Origin of the sequence: Mesorhizobium sp. L-8-3, from assembly GCF_016756615.1 — a bacterium.
Taxonomy (GTDB): Bacteria; Pseudomonadota; Alphaproteobacteria; order Rhizobiales; family Rhizobiaceae.
Genome location: NZ_AP023262.1, coordinates 7,969,407 through 7,988,936, shown reverse-complemented (window position 1 = coordinate 7,988,936; position 19,530 = coordinate 7,969,407). Strand labels below are relative to the sequence as shown.

Here is a 19,530-nt window from a genome sequence, read left to right as displayed (position 1 = left end):
TGGCCGCCCTTACGGTTTTTGCGAATGTGGCCGCGTAGCGCCGATCCTTAAGGACGATTTCAACTTTTCCGGGCGATGGAAAGACAAAGGCGGCGTATCAAGCTAAATGGCCTGTGGGGCAGGTCCGTGCGCTACGCGCCGATCCGGCCAGGCCGGACAAAGGGACGACAAAGCGGGGCAGGCTGATGATCGACGAACCCGATCAGCTATCACCGAACGATATCGCGATCGTGGGCATGGCGCTGCGGGTGCCGGGCGCCACCAGCGTCGGCGCGTTCTGGGACAATCTGCGCAACGGCGTGGAATCGATCCATGACGTCTCCGAGGAGGAGCTCCTGGCTGCCGGAGAATCGGCCAGCCGCATCCACCACCCGAACTATGTGCGCCGCACCGCCGACCTGCCTGATATGGAGATGTTCGATGCCGATTTCTTCGGGCTGAGCCCGAAGGAGGCCGCGATCATGGATCCCCAGCACAGGCAGTTCCTTGAATGCGCCTGGGAGGCATTTGAAGATGCCGGCCGCACGCCCGATTCCAGCGCCGGTCCGGTCGGCGTCTTCGCCGGCTGCGGCATGGGCAGCTATTTCTACTTCAACGTCTGCAGCAACAAGCAACTCGTCGACCAGGTGGGCATGTTCCTGCTGCGCCATACCGGCAACGACAAGGACTTCCTCGCCACCCGCGTCTCCTTCGCCTTCGACCTGCGCGGCCCCAGCGTCAATGTGCAGACGGCGTGCTCGACGTCGCTGGTGGCGGTGCACACCGCCTGTCAGAGCCTGCTCGCCGGAGAATGCGAGACGGCGATCGCCGGCGGCGTGACCATCGAACTGCCGCACCGGCGCGGCTACACCTTCCAGGAGGGCGAGATCCTGTCGCCGGACGGCCATTGCCGGGCCTTCGACCATCGCGCGGCCGGCACCGTCTTCGGCAGCGGCGTCGGCGTGGTGGTGCTGCGCCGGCTGTCGGACGCGATCGCCGACGGCGACATCGTGCATGCCGTCATCAAAGGCACCGCCGTCAACAATGATGGCGCCAGCAAGGCCGGCTATCTCGCGCCGAGCGTCACCGGCCAGGCCGAGGCGATCATCGAGGCGCAGGGCCTCGCCGGCGTCGAGGCCGACACGATCCACTATGTCGAGTGCCACGGCACCGGGACCTATCTCGGCGACCCGATCGAGATCGAGGCGCTGACCCAGGCTTTCCGCCAGAGCACCAGCCGGACAGGCTTCTGCCGCGTCGGTTCGGTGAAATCGAATATCGGCCATCTCGACACGGCCGCCGGCGTCGTCAGCCTCATCAAGGCCACCCTGATCGTCAAACATGGCGAGGTTCCGCCCACCCTCGGCTTCGAAAAACCGAACCCTGCGATCGCCTTCGATCGCAGCCCCTTCGTGGTCAATGACCGCCTGAGCCGGTGGCCGCAGGTGCCGGGTCCGCGCCGCGCCGCGGTCAACTCGCTCGGCGTCGGCGGCACCAACGCGCATGCCATCGTCGAGCAGGCGCCGGCGATCGTGACGGGGGCTGGAGCAAACTCGGAGGCGGCCCCGCAGCTTTTCCTGTTCTCGGCCAAGCACCGCAAGGCACTTGATCGCGCGACAGCGCAGCTCGGCGAGGCGCTTGCGGACCATCCTGAACTCTCGATGACCGACGCGGCCTATACGCTCCATGCCGGGCGCAAGCATTTCGAGCATCGCCGCGTGGTTGCCGCGCGGGGGCGCGAGGACGCCATCGCCGTGCTGACCAATCCGGAAAGCAAGCGCGCCTACACCCATGCGGCGATCGAGAATGCCGGCGGCGCGGTGTTCCTGTTTCCGGGCGGCGGCGCGCAGCATGTCGGCATGGCGCATGCCCTCTACAAGACCGACGACGGTTTCCGCGCTGTCATTGACGAGGGTCTCTCCTATCTCGATGGGGCGGTGGCGGCGGAGATCCGCCGCGTCTGGCTCGATCGCGGCGTCGAGCGCGGTGAGGCCGAGACGGCCTTCCTCAAACCGTCCGTCCAACTCCCGGCGATCCTGATCGTCGAGGTGGCGGTCGCCCGCTGGTGGATGGCCAGGGGCGTCAGGCCGGCGGCGCTGATCGGCCATTCGATGGGCGAGAACGCGGCCGCCTGCATCGCTGGGGTCTTGAGCCTGCGCGACGCGGTCAATCTCGTGCGGCTGCGCGGCGAGCTGTTCGACACCGTCGAAGCCGGCGGCATGCTGAGTGTTCCGCTGTCGGCCGGCGCGGTCGCCGAGATCCTGCCTGATGAGCTCGACCTTGCTTCCGTCAATGCGCCGGACCTCTGCGTCGTCTCCGGCCGCGACGGGGATCTCGAGCGCTTCCGGCTCGACCTGCAGGCGCGCGGCGTGGACGCTTCCCGAATCGCCATCGACATCGCCGCGCATTCGCGCATGCTGGAGCCCATCCTCGGTCGGTTCGAGGCGTTCCTGCGCGGCATCCGCCTCAATGCGCCGTCGATCCCGATCGTCTCCAATCTCAGCGGCTCCTGGCTCTCCGATGCTGAAGCACGCGATCCGCACTACTGGGTGCGCCATTTGCGCTCGACCGTGCAGTTCGGAAAGGGTGTCGCCCTGCTCGCGGGCGAGCCCGGCCGCATCTTCATCGAGGTCGGGCCGGGCCGGGCGCTTTCCTCGCTGGTGAAACTCCAGCCCGGCATCGGCGCCAACCATGTGATCAACAGCCTGCCGCATGCCGAGGACGACACGGATGACGCCGTCCACCTCACGGCCGCGCTCGGCCGCGCCTGGGCGACCGGCCTCGACGTCCCGCTCGCCGGTCTGTGGGAAGGAAGCGGAGCGCGGCGCGTGTCGCTTCCGACCTATCCTTTCCAGCATCAGCGCTATTTCATCGAACGCAGCCTGGCCGCTTCCCGCGAGCCGTCGGAGGATGCGCCGCGCAAGCTGCCCGATATCGCCGACTGGGGCTACCGGCCGACATGGCGGTTATCGGTCCCTGATGTCGCGATCGATGCCGACAAGACGCCGGTGTCGTTCCTGATCTTCCTCGATCGTGCCGGCTTCGGCGCGCCGCTGGTCGAGAGCCTCAGGGCGGACGGCCATCGCGTCTGCACGGTGGAGGTCGGCGACACTTTTGCAAGGCGCTCGGACGAGGCCTACAGCCTGTGTCCGGAAGACGGGCGCGCCGGCTATGACGCGCTGCTTTCCGGCATCGCAGCCGATGGCCCGCTGCCGTCGCGCATCCTGCATCTGTGGCTGGTCACCGCGGGCGAGGACCATCGCCCGGGATCGAGTTTTTTCAACCAGAACCAGGAACAGGGTTTCTACAGCCTTGTCCATCTCGCCCAGGCGCTCGGCGATGCCGAAACCGGCGAGAGCGTGCAACTGACCGTCGTGACTAACGGCATGCAGCGCGTCGGCGACGAGCCGCTGCCTTATCCGGAAAAGGCGACGATCCTCGGGCCGGGGCTCGTGATCCCCAAGGAGATATCAGGGGTCGACGTGCGGCTGATCGATCTGCCGCCGGTGCATGAGGCACGGAGTGCAAAACCATCGGACGCAGTGAAGGCTCAGCACGCGCAGCTCCGCGACGATCTTTTCGCCGCGCCGGGCTCGGAGGTCGTGGCCTATCGCAACGGCCGCCGCTGGGCGCGCAGCTATCAGAAGCTGCCGCTGGCGCCCGCCGTCGACGCGGCTGCCGGCTTTCGCCAGGAGGGCGTCTATATCATCACGGGCGGGCTGGGAGACCTGGCGCTCGTGATATCCAAGGAGCTGTGCGAGCGCTTCGACGCCAAGCTGATGCTGGTCGGGCGGACAGCGCTTCCGCCGCGCCAGGACTGGCCGCTCTACATCCGTTCGCATGCGCGCCGCGACAGGGTCCGCCGCGCGATGGAGCAGATCGCGGCGCTGGAGGGCGAGGGCCGCAGGATCGTCTATCGGGCGGCCGATGTCGGCAATCCGGAAGAGATGGCGGCGATCGCAGCCGCCGCGCAGGCCGAGTTCGGCACGATCAACGGCATCATCCATGCCGCCGGTGTCGTGGACGACGACCTATTGCCGATGAAGACCGTCGCCGGCATCGAAGCCGTGCTGACGCCGAAGCTGCACGGGACTGCCGTCATCGACCGTGTGTTCCGCGACATTCCCCTCGATCTCGTCGTGCTGTTCTCCTCGACCAGCACCGACACGGCGCCGGCCGGCCAGGTCGACTATGTGGCGGCGAACGCCTACCTCAACGCCTATGCCGAGAGCCGTGCGGTCGATTCCGGCCGCAAGACGGTCGCCGTCCATTGGGGCATCTGGAACGAGGTCGGGCTGGCCGCGCGGGCCACTGCCCGCCCGGAGAAGTTTTCTGCCGCCGCTTCCGAACCGGCGAAAGGGTCGTTCTTCACCGACTGGGTCGAGGATGCCAAGGGCACGCCCTGGCTGCAGGCCGAGATCGGGCCGGCGGCGCACTGGCTGCTCGGCGAACATCGCATGGTTTCCGGTGAGCCGGTCCTTCCTGGCACCGGCTATGTCGAGATCATTGCTCAGGCAATGGCGGAATACGGCCTCGCCTCCGGCCTTTCGATCGAGGATCTGGTCTTCCTGCGTCCGCTCGTCGTGACGGATGGCGAGAGCCGTAGCCTGCGGGTTCGCATCACGCCCGACAAGGACGGGCACCGCATCGAGATAGCGGCCGGCCATTCCGCCGACGGCGACACCTCCTTCGAGACCTATGCCGAAGGCTTCCTCCGTCCCTCGGGTGCCGTCGCCGGGCAGGTCGATCTCGCCGGCACCGCAGCGCGTTGCCCGGTGGTCGAGCGTGCAACGGGAACCGCTGCCCTGCGTTCCGTGCAGGACGGCCATGTGCGTTTCGGACCGCGCTGGCAGGTGCTGAAATCCACGGCCTTGGGGCAGGGCGAAGCGGTCGCCGAGCTTCAGCTTGCCGAAGCCTATGACGGCGACGACGCCCTGATCCATCCCGCGCTTCTCGACATCGCGACGGGTTTCGCCCTCAAACTCGACCCGGGCTATGACGGGGCCGTGTTGTGGGCGCCGATGTCCTACGGGCGGATCGCCGTCCGCGGTCGGCTGCCGCATGGCATCGTGAGCTGGGCGCGGCTCAGTCGCGACATCGGCTACGGCGCGGGCTACATGGCCTTCGACATCACGATCACCGATGCCGTGGGCAAGGTCGTGGTCGAGATCGAACGTTTCGTGATGCGTCGCCTCGACGACGATCTCGGGCTGGTCTCGCCGCGCAAGCCGAAAGCCGCGGCGCGGCCGGCCGAGGCCGACGGGTTGCCGTCGCCGGCGGCTCTCCAGCTTGCCGCCCAGGTAAGCCAGGGCATCCTTCCGGGCGAAGGGTTCGAAGCCCTGATGCGCGCTCTGGCGACCGGCGAGCCCGAGCCGATCATCAGCTCCATGGACCTCGAAGTCCTGCGCAAGCGGGCGGCGCAGCCGGCCGCGCCCGGCAAGGCCGAAGGCGAGCAGTTCGAACGTCCCGATCTCGACAGCGACTATGTCGCGCCGCGCAACGAGACCGAGCGCACGCTGGCCAGGTTCTGGAGCGAGCTGCTGGGTGTCGAGAAGATCGGCGTCGACGACAGCTTCTTCGACATCGGCGGCCATTCGCTGATCGCCGTGCGGCTTTTCCGCATGATCAAGAAGGAGTTCTCGGTCGATCTGCCGATCTCCGTGCTCTTCGAAGCGCCGACCATCGCGGCCTGTGCTGCCCTGATCGGCGATCGTGCCGGGCCGGCCGTCGACGGCGAGGCCGGCGACGCCACCCAGCCGGACAAGCCGAAGCCGGTGCATCTCGTCGCCATGAGCGCCGGACGCAACCCGTCCGAAACGCCGTTCTTCGTCTGCTCGGGCATGTTCGGCAACGTGCTCAATCTCAGGCAGCTCGCCTTGCAGGTCGGCGCCGATCGCCCGGTCTACGGATTGCAGGCACGCGGCCTCTATGGCGAGCAGGAGCCGCACGAGACCTTCGAGGAGATGGCGCGCGACTACATCGCCGAGATCCGCACCGTGCAGCCGCACGGGCCCTATCTGCTCGGCGGGTTCTCCGGCGGCGGCATCGCCGCCTATGAGATGGCCCAGCAACTCCGTGCCGATGGCGAGGAGGTCGCGCTCGTCGTCATGCTCGACACGCCGCTGCCCTTCCAGCCCGCCCTCAGCGTCTATGACCGGCTGCAGATGAAGTTGCAGGACATCAGGCGCCTGAAGCTGTCCTTCGTCACCGGTTGGCTCGCCGACCGCGCGCTTTGGGAAGCGGAAAAGCGGCAGAAGCGCGAGGCTGCCGAGACCGAGAACTCCGGCAAGCAGTTCCAGAACCAGAAGATCGAGGCTGCGTTCCGGCGCGCGTTGGCTCGATACGACCTCAAAGCCTGTCCTGGCAAGGTGCTGCTGCTGCGGCCAAAACTCAACATCCTCTACACGCTGAGCGGCGGGCGCCGCCTGCAGGAGGGTCGCAACGCCGCGATGGACGACAATGGCTGGACACCCTATGTCGGCCAGCTTGAAGTGCAGGAGATCGCCGGCGACCACGACAGCATGGTGCTGGAGCCTTACGTGCGTGTGCTTGTCGACAGGCTGCGCCCCCGGCTCTCGGCGGCGCTGGCGCGCCCCGCGGACGGCTTCAGGATTGCTGCCGAATAGGGTGCGGCAGCCGCTCTACTTGACCGGTTCGGCAACCGGCATTGAGCTGACCAGCCGGTCCATCTGCCCTGTTTCGGCAGCCAGCGTATAGTCGGCTGCCCTCAACTGGTAGCGTGCCTGGGTGAGGTTGAGCTCGGCGTTGGCGAAATTCTCGATGGCGCGGATCTCGTCGAATGTCGAGCGCTCGCCGACCTTGCGCTCGGCGCGCAGCCCTTCGAGCATGGTGGCGGCGCTGCGCTTCTCGACCTCGGCGAGCGTCAGCATGCGCCGGGCCTTGTTGCGGCGGTCGATGGCCGAGCGGACCGCGGCAACGACGCCTTCGACGGCGGCATCGCGCTCCAGCAGCGCCGACAGTTTCTCGTCGGCGCGCTGCCGGATCGTCGCGGAGCGTGAACCTCCGGTGTAGATTGGCAGGGAGAAACGCACCTCGGCGACGCCCTGGTGGGAATCGTCGACATCGGCCAGCAAACCCTGCTCGCCGGTCAGCCGGACGCCGGCCGAGACGGTTGGAAGCATCTCGCCCTTGGCCTGGGTGACGCGGGCCTCCGCACCTTCCACTCTCGCCATCCGTTCCTTGACGCGCGGGTTTTCGCGCATTGCCAGAGCCACCAGCTCCTGTTCGGTATCGGGCAGGCCAAGGCCAGCCGTGTCGGGGAGCTTCGCGTCCGCTGAGATACCCAGCCGCCGGGTCGTGTACTCGGCGTCCGTCACGGCAAGCTGCACTTCCTCGCGCGCGACCGCGATATGGGCGAGCTGGCGGTTGACGTCGTCGACGTCGACGCGGCTGGTGGCGCCTCCCTTGATTTCGGCCTTCACCTCGCCCGCGAGCCGGTGCAATGTCCGCTGCTGCCGGTCGAGGATGGCGATGGCTTCGCGCTGCTGGCTGATCCTGGCGAGCGCGAGCGCCAGTTCATAGGCGGTCGCGACGCGGCGGTCCTTGGCGGCTTCGGCCGATGCCCTGTGGTCGGCGCGCGCGGCGCTGATCGCCGCATCGGCCCGGCCGCCCTGATAGAGCGGGATATCGAGGCCGAGCGCATAGGAATAGGTGCCTCCGGTTCGGCGGCCCTCGTCGACATCGTTTATCTCTGTTCCTCCGCCGGCCGTGGCGAGCAATCCGACGCTCGGCAGCTTGCCGGCCAGAGCCTTGTTGACCTCTTCACCGGCGGCGCTGCTCCGCGCTTCGGCTGCAAGGATCTCGGGAGCATTGCCGACGCTGCTGAACGCATCGCTTCCCGAACTGGTCATGAGGCGCTCAGGCGGCGGGGGTGCGCATCCAATGGTTGTGGGCGGCGTTTCCGATGCCTGGGGTCCAACGGCGCAGGATTCATGATTGGCGGTGTGCCGCAACGAGCCGTTGGCACAGCCGGCAATCGTCAGGCCGACGACTGCAAGGGCGGCAAAGGTGCCTGTTGCGCGCAGTCTGGTCACACCATCGCCTTCCATCGCTGAGCGCCCTGTTCACCTGGCCGGACCGCGACCCGCCGATGTGACCGCTTCTCAATGAGGCCGATTGGTAAACAAACAGGGTAAATGGAATGTTAAGCCGCGACGTTGGGTTGCGGGCGCGGCTCGCCTGGTGCCAACGGTCGATGATATCAAGGGCGTTGCCGTTGAGCGTGGCGGCTGCCGCTGATAGTCATTGATCGTCGCATCGATCGAGAGGTGTTGGACACAACATGGAAAGGTTCGGCGCCAGCCGTTCGATCAGTCCGATTGCGACGGGCATCCTCGTTCTCGCGCTGCTCTATTTCGCGCAATCCATTCTTGTCCCGTTCACCTTCTCGATTTTCGTCATTGCGCTGGTGTGGCCGCTTCAGGCCGCGCTGCAGCGGCGGATGCCGAAGCTCCTCGCGCTGCTGATAACGCTGATGGTGACCATCGTCGTGGTGGTTGTCGTCGGCTCCGCCGTGTTCTGGGGGTTCGGCCGGCTCGGCCAATGGCTTTTCGCCAATGCCGGGCGTTTCCAGGCGATCTATGTCGACTGGACGAACTGGCTCGACGAGCGTGGCATCGCCATTGCCGGGCCGCTCGCCGATCGTTTCGACGTGACCTGGCTTGTGGGTTTCACGCAAGGCGTGGCGGGACGGCTGAACAGCGTCGCCGGTTTTGCCGTTCTCGTCTTCATCTTCGTCATGCTCGGGCTGCTCGAGGTCGAGGATTTCGGCCGGAGGCTCCGTTCGCCCGCGGTCCAGCCCTTCGGCGAGAAGGTCCTTGCGGCCAACCGCGAGATCGGCGACAAGCTGCGCCGTTTCATGGCGGTGCGCAGCCTGGCGAGCGTCCTCACCGGCCTCGTCGTGTGGGCCTTCGCGCTCGCGGCAGGGCTCGAACTGGCTGCGGCCTGGGGCGCCATCGCCTTCGCGCTCAACTACATTCCCTTTCTCGGGCCGCTGATCGCAACCGTCTTTCCCACCTTGTTCGCCATTGCGCAGTTCGAATCCTGGCAGATGGCCGTCATCGTGTTCATCAGCCTCAACCTTATCCAGTTCGTCATCGGCAGCTACCTCGAGCCGTTGCTGACAGGGGCATCGCTCGCCATCTCCCCTTTCGCCGTCATCTTCGCCGTTTTCTTCTGGAGCTTCATGTGGGGCCTTTCGGGCGCCTTCATCGGGGTTCCGATCCTGATCGTCTTCATCGTCTATTGCGCGCTCGATCCTTCGAGCCGGTGGATCGCGGTTCTGCTGGCGGGCGGCAAGGGCGACCCCGACGAGCCTTCGGCCTGAAGGGAACGGCGAGGCGCGGGAAACGCAAATGGTCGATCAGCGGAAAGGAACCGAGATGGCCTGTCAGTTGATTTCGAACCGCGCAATGCGCTTTGCCCTGGCGATCGCCCTGGCAGGATTTGCCGGGATGGCCGTGGCTGACGAGCCGGGCACGCCGGCAATACCCGACAAGATCATTGCGGCGACCTATGTGTGCGACAGCGGCAACACGGTCTATGTCCGCTACGACAACACCAATGCCGACGCAGCCGTCGCGACGCTGGAGTACAAGGGACGGACCTTCGAGATGCATAATGTACGCTCGGCTTCAGGAGCGCGCTTCGCGACGGAGCAGGGTCTCACGCCCGACAAGGGCCTGCAGTGGTGGAGCAAGGGCGGCGAGGCGACCATGAGCGAGATGCTGATGGACCATACCGCACCCGAGCCCACACCGATCGAGAATTGCAGGGTCAGGCAGTAGGAGAGGTGTCATCAGCAGCGGGGCGGGCCAGGCAGGTGTCGCCAAGGTGTCCCACGGTCTCCGGCAGAGACCTGGGCGAGAGAGGAGGCGAGGCCGGTGAAGCGTGCGAAGCCGTGCAAGGCTGCTTAGGAGGCAGGGGTGGGACCGATCATCGATCCGCGTCGGGGTGATGTCGAGGACGACGCCTCGAGCACCAGGCAGCGATCCATGCTGTCGCTTGCCGGCAGCATGCTGGTCGAGATCAGCCTGCTGAAGCTCGCCTTGGCCTGGCTGGTCCTTCTCGTGGTGCCTGGCCTGCTTCTCGGTTTTGCCCCGATCGCAGCTACGGCATGGTTCCGTGCCCTGACGGACAGGGTCTTCTCGCCGACGATCGGCTTCTGGTCGGTCCTGATCCTTGCTGCCATCGTTGCCATAGGCTGGTATGGCGGGCGCCAGTTGATACGGCTTGCCGAAAGCAGCTTCTGGTCGCTCACCTCGATCGTGGTGGAGCCAGGCTATGGCGCCTGCCGGGAGGGGCTGCGCCATGTGGCGGAGCGTTTCCTGCCCGCGACGGCAACGGCCGGGCAACGCTCGGCGTTGCGTTCGGCAGCGGCGGCCGTGGCGGGCCTGGTGATCTGCACGATTGCCATACTGGTCGCCATCGCTGCCTGGCCGGGTACCCGTCTCTACAGCGACCTCGGCGAGATCCGGTCACTGGATCGGCTGGCGGTCGCAACGCTCGCCAACAGCATCACGCTCGTCGCCGCCTATCTTGCCGCCGGCGCCCTGGTCTGGGCCGCCACCGACACGACAATGGATCAGCCGCGTGATCTCGACGCCTTCGACGAGCCGCGCGACGGCGATCGGCGCTGGCGCATCGCCCATCTGTCGGACATCCATGTTGTCGGCGAGCGTTTCGGCTTCCGCATCGAAAGCGGCCGGTCGGGACCGCGCGGCAACGATCGGCTGAAACAGGCATTCGCGCGACTGCAGTCGATCGACGAAGACCTTCGGCTCGATGCGATCCTGATCTCGGGAGACATTACTGACGCCGGCCGATCGGCGGAATGGGCCGAGTTCTTCGAGGTGCTGGCCGCTCATCCGTCGCTTGCCGACAGGGTGCTGATCATTCCCGGCAATCATGATCTCAACATCGTCGATCGCGCGAACCCGGCGCGCATGGACCTGCCGATGAGCCCGAACATCAAGCTGCGGCAGTTGCGGGCGCTCTCTGCGATGGCGGCCCTGCAGGGAGACCGTGTGCGCGTGGTGGACAGGCCGGCGTCGTCGCTCGGGCCGACGCTCGCCGAGGCCGTCGAGCCTCACGCCGCCGCGCTGCGGCGGTTCGCCGACGTCGCGAAGCCACGCCTGTTCAGGCGGTTCGATGAACTCTGGGCCTCAGTCTTTCCCATGGTGCTGCCGCCACGGGAGGAAGACGGGCTCGGCATCATCCTTCTGAACTCCAATACGGACACGCATTTCTCCTTCACCAATGCACTGGGCGTGATATCGGCCGAGGAGGTCAAGGGCATCGACACCATGAGCCGCCGCTATCCCGAAGCCTGCTGGCTGATCGCGCTGCATCACCACGTCGTGGAATATCCGCGCCCCGTGAAGGCCTTCTCCGAGCGCATCGGCACCGCACTCATCAACGGCAACTGGTTCATTCGCAGGCTGAAGCCTCTGGCGGGACGCGCCGTTCTCATGCACGGCCACAGGCATGTCGACTGGATCGGCCGATGCGAGGGGCTGCTGATCGTGTCGGCGCCGTCCCCGGTGATGGAGGCGACGGACGACCAGCCGACCTGCTTCCACGTCCATACGCTGGCGATCGGGGCAGACCGGCGCCTCCGGCTTCTGGCCCCGGAACGGATCGTGCTCGGCGGGAGCCCCTCGGATGGCCGGAAGGATGGGTGAGGACGTCGCGACCGCTGGCCCCTCGTGCCGGCAAGGGCGCCCGTCAGAAGCTCACCCGCAGCAGCGAGAAATCATCGGGCAATATGGAGCCGGGCGCACGCGCCCAGTCGAGGATCGCCTGTGGACTGTCGTCGCTCGTCGCGGCGAAGGCGGCGAGTTCGGCGAGGCTGAGCATCTCGCCGTCGGGCCCGTCCACTTCGAAGGTCCCGCGCATTCCGGTGATAGGCATTCCGGTTCAGTGCGCTCAAGAAACCGAGCCGCTGATTGCGGAGTCCGAACACCGAAGCCGCACGAACGAGTATCCCGATCAATGCACTGAGCCCGCAACACTGCCCATCGCTTTTGCCTCAGTGCGTGGCGCGAAGAAGCAGCGGATTGTCGTATGCGGGGCGGACGTGCAGATGTGATACTGGCTGTCTTCGCTCTCCAGGACCCGGTCCTTGGGGATGAAGTATCTTGTCTTGGACCCGGTGCGGATGTTGAAGTTGCCGCCCGGCAGCGGCTCCACATAGTGCGGGCTGATGACCCGGCAGTCCTTGTTGTCGCAGCATTCGTAGCCTGTGACCGGATCATGGTAGCCGGAATACCAGTTATGGGCGACAGCGAGAGCGACGAGGACCAGCCTCATGTCTGGTTGACCTTTTCGGTGCCGAGGACCCAACTCTCAACATTGAAAGACCCCACGGTAGGGGACGTTTGCGAGTGCTCGAAGCGTTGCCGATCAGCGGCGGATCGGGACGCCCGCCAACGGCCTTCTGATACGGCCGCTCGATCTTGTGACCGGACGAGCAAAGCGGTTCGCGACCGATGCCTCCGGCGAGCCGCCGGACCGTTCCGTTCAAAAGATGGCACTCAGTTGCGGTCTCCGCTCAGGCCAACGGCGTCGAGCCCTGCCATCATCGCGCTGATGTGCTCGGCGTCGGATCGCATGGCTGGCAGCATGCCACAGTTTCAGGCTTTTGGATACAAAGGCCCGACGGCGGAGGTCCGACAAGGCACTCCTGGTGGATGCCGCGGTGGAGTTTTTTGCGCACGAGGCATCCGGCGGCGCCGGCCGGCTGGGGCAGCAATTATGGGGACACAGCACTCAATTGCCGAATATCCGCGCCCCGCGAAGGCCTTCGCCGAGCCCACCGGCACCGCACGCATCCAACGGCAACTGGTTCGTTCGCAGGCTAAAGCCTCTGGCGGGACGCGCGCTTCTCATGCACGGCCACAGGCATGTGGACTGGATCGGCCGATGCGAAGGCCTTCTGATTGTCTCAGCGCCGTCCCCGGTGATGGAAGCGACAGACGACCAGTCGACCTGCTTCTACGTCCATACGCTGGCGATTGGCTCGGACCGGCGCCTCCGGCTTCTGGCCCCGGAACGGATCGTGCTCGGCGGGAGCCCCTCGGGCGGCCGGAAGGAAGGGCGAGGGCGTAGCGACCGCTGGCCCCTCGTGCCGGCAACGGCGCCCGTCAGAAGCTCACCCGCAGCAGCGAGAAATCATCGGGCAATATGGAGCCGGGCGCACGCGCCCAGTCGAGGATCGCCTGTGGACTGTCGTCGCTCGTCGCGGCGAAGGCGGCGAGTTCAGCGAGGCTGAGCATCTCGCCGTCGGGCCCGTCCACTTCGAAGGTCCCGTCGCTCAGGATCAGCAGCCGGTCGCCGGGTTCGATGACGATGCTGCCGCATTCATAGTCCATCCCGGGAAAGGCGCCGATCGCCATGCCGCCCATGGTGATGAGCTCTCTGATCGCCGTGGAGCCGTCGTCCTGGCGCCGCAGATGGATCGCCGGCGGGTGGCCGCCGGTGGCGTAGCGCAACATTCCGGAGGAGCGCTGGTAGACGCCGTACCAGATGGTGAAGAACTTGTTGTTCTGTTTTTCCATCGGAAAGGCGTCGTTGAGCGCGGCGAGCACGCTCGCCGGATCCTGGAATCGGGCATTCGGCAGGGCCGAGGCGCGCAGCACGTTGACGACCGCGACCGAAAGCAATGCCGCGCCGACACCATGGCCGCAGACGTCGAGCAGATAGAACGCCATGTGGTCGTCGTCGATCGCATGGTATCCGAAGGAATCTCCGCCCAACTCGGTCGACGGAACCAGCAGCCACTCGGTCCGGGGATGCTCCGTGCGCTGCGCCGGAAGAATGGACATGACGTAGCGCGCGGCGTCGACCAGTTCGGCCTCGAGCCGGGCCTGGGTGTTCTGCAGCGCAAGGTTGCTTTCGGCGAGTTGGTCCTCCACAGCCTCGCCATGTTCCATCAAGGCTTCGTAGAGCAGCTTGAGATCGTCATATTCCCCGTTGAGCCGCGCGATTTCCGCCCGCGCCTCGGAGAGGGCGAGGCGAAGATCGTCCGGACCTTCCGGCATCACGGCATGATCGGTGCTGGTTGAGACTTCGTTCATCATGGCGAGTGATAATCGTTGTACGGGGCGATAATCAATCGCCTGGGTGGCAATTGGGCTTGATCAGAGGGAATCGGGTTTCGTAAGGTTGTCCAAGGTGGGACCGGACGTTTCGTCCGCGCGTCCACATTGCGGGGCCGGTTCGCGGGGGCAAGCCGGGCTGAAGCTTCCACTTCCGCCGAGAATACACCCCACGGTGCAAGCGCCTGCCGCATCGGCGTGGAGATCGTGATCGATTTTCGGGAAGCATGATGCGTGGATTCTAAGTATCGGAGCGTGCCTCTTGCGCCCGAAATGGCGCGGCGCTCGAGGAGGGTGGGACGGATGCAAGGGACCGAGAGCGGATTCGAGCTTCTCCTCGAACTCGACATGGATATCGGCGTCTTCTGCGCCGACTGGTCCTATTGCGACCGCATCTCCTCTTATGTGGCGCAGATGATCAGCCACAACCGTATCGACTCCCTGCTTTATTCGAACCTCTTTTCGTCGGCGCTCAACGAGCTTCTCGAAACCGCCTACCGCGCCCACGGGCCGAACGGCAGATTCGCCTGCAGGGTCTCCCGCTGCGGCGAACTGGATCGGATCGAGCTGACCATACCTTGCGAAGGGTCGGCCACCCGCTTCTATCTGGACGCCAGCAAGCGGCTCGCCCGCCCCGACGTGGCCGAACAATATCGCTCGGCGCTGTTCTCGCCAGGTCCGCTCGAGCCGGATATCGGGCTCTTCGAACTGGCGGTCGACTACGACGCGGTTTTCCGCATCGACGCGGAACAGGACAACGCCATCCGCCTTGTGGCGGATCTTTCACTCGAGGATACCCGGCTCTGATGGCTCATACGGCTGACGACATGTTCCAGATCCGCTTCGACGAGAACAACCAGGAGTTCTCGATCATCGGGTCGATGCGACCCCAACGCGCCGAGGACCTCGACGGCTGCGCCCGGCTTTTCGAGCAGTCGCTGCGTTCGGTCACCGGCACGCTCTACGTCAATGTGAAGCGGCTGGTGCGGCTGAACAACATCGCCTTCCGCGTACTCGCCGACCTGATGGTCTCGGCCGTCGGGAGTCGTGCGGACCTCAGGATATCGGTCATCACGTCGAGCGTCGTCGGCTGGTCGACACGCAAATTCGCCAGCCTTCGCGACGTCAACCAGAACATCGCCGTGGAGGAATATGACAGCGAGTTCTACCCGGGCCAGTCGTTCCTCGAGGAAGGCGAGTTCATTCCGATCCTGCGTACGCAGACGAAATTGACCTGGCGCCACGAGCGCGGAATCCTGCCGCGCCACGGCATGAAGCCGGGTCTGCTCGTGGCCGACATTTGCTGCGGCATCGGCGATTTCGCCGTGCTGGCATTCAAGGAGTTCGCGCCGGCCAGGATGGTCGCGCTCGACCATTCCAGGTCGAGCCTGGCTTATGCGCGCCGCGTGGCGGGCGATTTCGGCATCCAGGGCATCGAATATGTCTATGGCGACGCGTCCGAGATGCTGCTTGAGGACAACCAGTTCGACTTCGTCACCTGCCGGCACTCCCTGCAGGTCTTCGACCGGCCCGAACTGATCCTCAAGGAACTGTTCCGGATCTGCAAGCCTGGCGGGCGGGTCTACATCACCAACGAGAAGAACTCGCATTGCCTGGGCGAGCCGCGCGCGGATACCATCCAGTGGACATACAACGAGGTTGCTGCCCTCTGGGCTCATTTCAAGATGGACATCGAGCTCGGTCCGAAGAGCCGCCGCTACATGCTCGACGCCGGCTTCGACGACGTGAGGATGGAATCCTTCATGGTGACCAATCTCGACGGGGATCCGCAGGATTTCGCCGACGTCATCCAGTCCTGGGAAGATGTCTATGCCGGCCGGATGGCCGTCGAGCGGGGTGATTCTCCCGAATTCATCGAGCGCTTCCGCAGAGGCTTCCAGGATCATATCTTCGCCGCCCTGCATCCGAAGGGTTATGCCGGATGGCCGATCTGGGTCGCATCGGGGCGGAAGCCCGCATGACGGACGCCGTTCAAGCTGATTCGCCGCGGGTTCCGTGGTTTTCCTTCAAGAGCTTTCGGGCGAAGTTCGTCGTAGTGGTCGGTGCGGCGATCATCTTCGATCTGATGCTCGCCGGCGGCGTGGCCATCTGGAATGTGCAGAACCTGTCGCGTGACGCCACCCGGACGATCGGCGATGGGCTGACCAGGGCCTCGCAGGAATATCTGGACACCTATATCGAGACGACTGGCCGGCGGGCGGACTCGCTCCTGGCCCAGGTCCATTCCGAGGTGACGACGCTGGCCAACGCCATGCAGGGGCTGATCGACAGCCCCGAGACGAGCAACGCCATCGGCGCGGCTGTGGAAAGCAATCCGGCGCTGAAGGACGATCTCGTCTACAATCCCGAAGCCAAATGGGTGCAGAACGCGCCGGGCAAGTCCGTCGTCAGCGTCTGGGGTTACCTTCTCGGGCCGGACGGTGCGCCGCTGCCCGCGGTGCGGGACGAGATCAGCCGGAGTTCGGCCTTCAATCTCATCGCTCCCGGCATGATGGCGACGGGAGCGCCGAAGCTCCAGCTCTATTATGTCGGGCCGAAAGATCGGCCGATCATGCGCACGACGCCTTACACGGATCAGGCGCAGACGTTCGATCGCCTCTATCCCGGGCACAATGCGGCCAATTTCTGGGACTTCTTCTTTCCCGGCGTCTACGAGGGCTGGCAGGGCTGGATCGGCAATTCCACCGCGCGTCCCGTCGCTTCCAACATCGTCACCACCGCCCCTTATGTGGACGCCATCACCGGCGCCCTCATCGTCAGCTTCTTCCATCCGCTGTGGACCAAGGATCGTTCCGATGTCGCCGGCATGGCGGCGGTCGACATCACGCTCGAACAGCTCTCCAGCCTCGTCACCAACGTGACCATCGCGGAAACCGGCTTCGCTTTCCTGACGACATCGCAGGGCAATGTGACGACGGTCAGCGATGCCGGCGTCGGCGCTCTCGGCCTCGTGTCGAGCGATGTCAGCGGACAGGGCGTCACCGGCGTGAGCCGTTCGCTGCGCAGCAGCACGCAGCCCGCGATCGCGGCGCTGAAGCTTCCGACGGACCAGAACACGAAGATCGAGACCGTCTTCCTCGAAAAGGACGGCGAGCAGGTTCCCTATATCGTCGTGCTGCGGCAGCTCGAACCGACCAACCTCTGGAACGGCAGCACCATCGTCAAGGAGGCCATGACGCTCGGCTTCGTCGTGCCGCAGAGGGAGATCTACGCCGCGCTGATCGCCGCCCAGGCGGACATTTCGAACGCCACGAACCGCATACTGAACTGGCAGCTCGCTGCCTTCTGCATCTCGCTGCTGATCGTTTTCCTGGCGGTCTATGCGATCTCGGGCCGCATCACGGCTGGGCTGAGCGCGCTGGCCGACGCGGCGCGCCGCCTGCAGGCGAAAGACTATTCGGTGCGTGTCTCCATCCCGACGCGCGACGAGGTCGGCGCTGTCGGCGTGGCCTTCAACAAGATGGCGGAGGAGATCCGCTACCATACCGAGAACCTCGAAGGGCTGGTCGCCGAGCGCACGCGCGAGCTCGGCAAGGCCAATGAGGAGATCACCGCGCTCAATGCGCGGCTGAAGAGCGAAAATCTGCGGCTGGGCGCCGAGCTCGACGTCGCCCGCCACATCCAGATGATGGTGCTGCCCAAGTCGAGCGAACTGGGCGCCATCCCGCGCATCGAGATCGCCGGCTATATGGAGCCGGCCGACGAGGTGGGCGGCGACTATTACGACGTGCTGCAGGACGGCAACCGGGTGAAGGTCGGCATCGGCGACGTGACCGGTCACGGGCTGGAGAGCGGCGTGCTGATGCTGATGGTCCAGTCGGTGGCGCGTGCGCTGCAGGAGAAAGGCGGCGGCGACCCCAAGGAGTTCCTCGAGGTGCTGAACCGCGCCATCTACAAGAACATCGAGCGGACGCGCACCGACAAGCATCTGTCTCTGGCGTTCCTCGACTATGAGGACAGGCGAGTGACCCTTTCGGGCCAGCACGAAGAGGTGATCGTGGTGCGCGGCGAAGGCGAGGTCGAGCGTATCGACACGGTGGATCTCGGCTTCCCGATCGGCCTTGAAAGCGACATCGCTTCGTTCGTGGGGACGCGCGATTTCCATTTCGACAGCGGCGACGTCATCGTGCTGCATACCGACGGCGTGACCGAAGCCGAGGCGCCGAGCGGCGAGCTGTTCGGATTCGACCGGCTTTGCGAGAGCGCGAGGCGCCATCGCAACGGCAGCGCCGACGAGATCAAGGACGGCATCATCTCGGACCTGATGGCGCATATCGGCTCGCAGAAGATCCACGACGACATCACCCTGGTCGTGATGAGGCACAGGTAGGCGCATGCACGACAGCATCGGCAATACGGAGCTCCACAACGGCGCCGCGGCGATCGCCAACAGGCTGCGGCTCGCCGATGGCCCGATCGACCTCGCCTGGCATCATTGCAGCACCACCTCGGAGTTCCTTGGCGAGTTCTTCGCGCTCCGCTGCAAGGCGTCGGGCGCAGACTACAACGAGGCCCGGCACAGCATCGGCTATCTCGTCAACGAACTGTTGGAGAACGCGGTCAAGTTCAGGGCGCCGGGCGACATCGTGATCGAGAGTTCGCTGGAGGGCGCCAGGTTCGAACTGAAGGTCACCAATCTGGTCGATGCCGAAACGGCGGCGCGCTTCGGCGCGTTGCTCGTCGAACTGACCGCGCGCGATCCCGGCGACCTCCTGATCGAGCGCATCGAGGCCAACGCGGCCGACGCCGGGTCCAGCGGATCGGGGCTTGGTCTTCTGACCCTGATGAGCGACTATGGCGCACGCTTGGGCTGGACATTCCACAGGATCGCGGAGGCCGGGCCGGTGCGGCTGACCACTTTCGCCGCGCTAGACATCGCCTGAGACCAACACTGGAGCCGATTGCATATCATGGAAATCAAGACGGACGACTACAGGGTCTGGAGCGAGGCAGCGACGATCCATTATGAGGGAACGATGCGCCTGTCGGGCACGGAGGCCTATGCGCCGATCCTCGAACTGATGGACAAGGTGCTGGCTGCAAAGCCCAAGACGATCGTGCTCGATCTCACCGAGCTCCAGTTCCTCAATTCATCGGGCATCAACCTGCTCGCCAAGTTCACGATCGAGGTGCGCAAACGTCCCGAAGTCGGGCTCGCGGTGAAGGGTTCCACGCGCATTCCCTGGCAGTCGAAGTCGCTGCCGAACCTGAAGAAGCTGCACCCGGCGGTCGATCTCGTGATCGGCTGAGGGCCTGGAGTTACCCCTCATCCGACCGCGCGGAGCCTGTCCTCGGGCTTGCTGGAGGCAAGACCCGTGGGCGCGGCCACCTTCTCCCACAGGGGGAGAAGGCCGGAGCTTGGTTCAGCGGCCGTTACAAATCGTCAAGGCTCGCGATTGGCCGAAACGTTGCC

Annotated in this window: 13 protein-coding genes; 9 read left to right on the top strand and 4 right to left on the bottom strand. The window is 65.4% G+C overall.

The features are described 5' to 3' along the window. Nucleotides 1–185: 185 nt before the first annotated feature. The gene (locus tag JN302_RS36700; protein ID WP_202330861.1) at nt 186–6,605 is read left to right on the top strand and encodes a type I polyketide synthase; all 6,420 of its coding nucleotides are present in this window, start codon (nt 186–188) and stop codon (nt 6,603–6,605) included. Nucleotides 6,606–6,620: 15 nt separating this feature from the next. Here the strand turns inward: JN302_RS36700 and JN302_RS36695 are convergent, their stop codons facing one another. Beyond that, complete coding sequence (locus JN302_RS36695; RefSeq protein ID WP_202330860.1) at nt 6,621–7,850, bottom strand: TolC family protein; 1,230 nt, start codon at nt 7,848–7,850, stop codon at nt 6,621–6,623. 431 nt (nt 7,851–8,281) lie between these two features. Between JN302_RS36695 and JN302_RS36690 the strand changes: the two genes are divergently transcribed. The 3 genes from JN302_RS36690 (at nt 8,282) to JN302_RS36680 (ending at nt 11,681) form a co-directional block, all read left to right on the top strand. After that, the gene (locus tag JN302_RS36690) at nt 8,282–9,325 is read left to right on the top strand and encodes an AI-2E family transporter (RefSeq protein WP_202330859.1); all 1,044 of its coding nucleotides are present in this window, start codon (nt 8,282–8,284) and stop codon (nt 9,323–9,325) included. Nucleotides 9,326–9,353: 28 nt separating this feature from the next. Further along, entirely contained in the window at nt 9,354–9,785 is a 432-nt protein-coding gene (locus JN302_RS36685) for an MliC family protein (RefSeq protein ID WP_202330858.1), read from the top strand. A 138-nt stretch (nt 9,786–9,923) separates the two neighbouring features. Next, entirely contained in the window at nt 9,924–11,681 is a 1,758-nt protein-coding gene (locus tag JN302_RS36680) for a metallophosphoesterase family protein (RefSeq protein WP_202330857.1), read from the top strand. 43 nt (nt 11,682–11,724) lie between these two features. Here the strand turns inward: JN302_RS36680 and JN302_RS36675 are convergent, their stop codons facing one another. The 3 genes from JN302_RS36675 to JN302_RS36665 all read right to left on the bottom strand — a co-directional run bounded on the left by JN302_RS36675 (nt 11,725) and on the right by JN302_RS36665 (nt 14,078). After that, entirely contained in the window at nt 11,725–11,910 is a 186-nt protein-coding gene (locus tag JN302_RS36675; protein WP_202309200.1) for a hypothetical protein, read from the bottom strand. Nucleotides 11,911–11,988: 78 nt separating this feature from the next. Continuing rightward, the gene (locus JN302_RS36670; protein ID WP_202309199.1) at nt 11,989–12,309 is read right to left on the bottom strand and encodes a hypothetical protein; all 321 of its coding nucleotides are present in this window, start codon (nt 12,307–12,309) and stop codon (nt 11,989–11,991) included. A gap of 833 nt (nt 12,310–13,142) precedes the next feature. After that, nucleotides 13,143–14,078 carry a PP2C family protein-serine/threonine phosphatase gene (locus tag JN302_RS36665; protein WP_202330856.1) on the bottom strand — a complete coding sequence of 312 codons (936 nt, stop codon included), beginning with the start codon at nt 14,076–14,078 and terminating at the stop codon, nt 13,143–13,145. 321 nt (nt 14,079–14,399) lie between these two features. Here JN302_RS36665 and JN302_RS36660 point away from each other — a divergent pair, with 321 nt between their 5' ends. Genes JN302_RS36660 through JN302_RS36640 form a run of 5 tightly spaced genes read left to right on the top strand, consistent with a single transcriptional unit; the run spans nt 14,400 to nt 19,366 of the window. After that, nucleotides 14,400–14,903, top strand: coding sequence for a ubiquinone biosynthesis methyltransferase UbiE (locus tag JN302_RS36660; protein WP_202309197.1), 504 nt, complete (start codon nt 14,400–14,402; stop codon nt 14,901–14,903). Next, nucleotides 14,903–16,078, top strand: coding sequence for a class I SAM-dependent methyltransferase (locus tag JN302_RS36655; RefSeq protein WP_202309196.1), 1,176 nt, complete (start codon nt 14,903–14,905; stop codon nt 16,076–16,078). Before JN302_RS36660 ends, JN302_RS36655 begins: the two co-directional genes overlap by 1 nt. Beyond that, nucleotides 16,075–18,447 (top strand): SpoIIE family protein phosphatase, encoded by a 2,373-nt coding sequence (locus JN302_RS36650; RefSeq protein ID WP_202330855.1) that lies wholly within the window; start codon nt 16,075–16,077, stop codon nt 18,445–18,447. The genes JN302_RS36655 and JN302_RS36650 overlap by 4 nt, the downstream gene beginning before the upstream one ends. A 4-nt stretch (nt 18,448–18,451) precedes the next feature. Next, the gene (locus tag JN302_RS36645) at nt 18,452–19,000 is read left to right on the top strand and encodes a slr1658 superfamily regulator (RefSeq protein WP_202330854.1); all 549 of its coding nucleotides are present in this window, start codon (nt 18,452–18,454) and stop codon (nt 18,998–19,000) included. A gap of 27 nt (nt 19,001–19,027) precedes the next feature. Continuing rightward, entirely contained in the window at nt 19,028–19,366 is a 339-nt protein-coding gene (locus JN302_RS36640; RefSeq protein ID WP_202309193.1) for a slr1659 superfamily regulator, read from the top strand. The last annotated feature ends 164 nt before the right edge of the window (nt 19,367–19,530 follow it).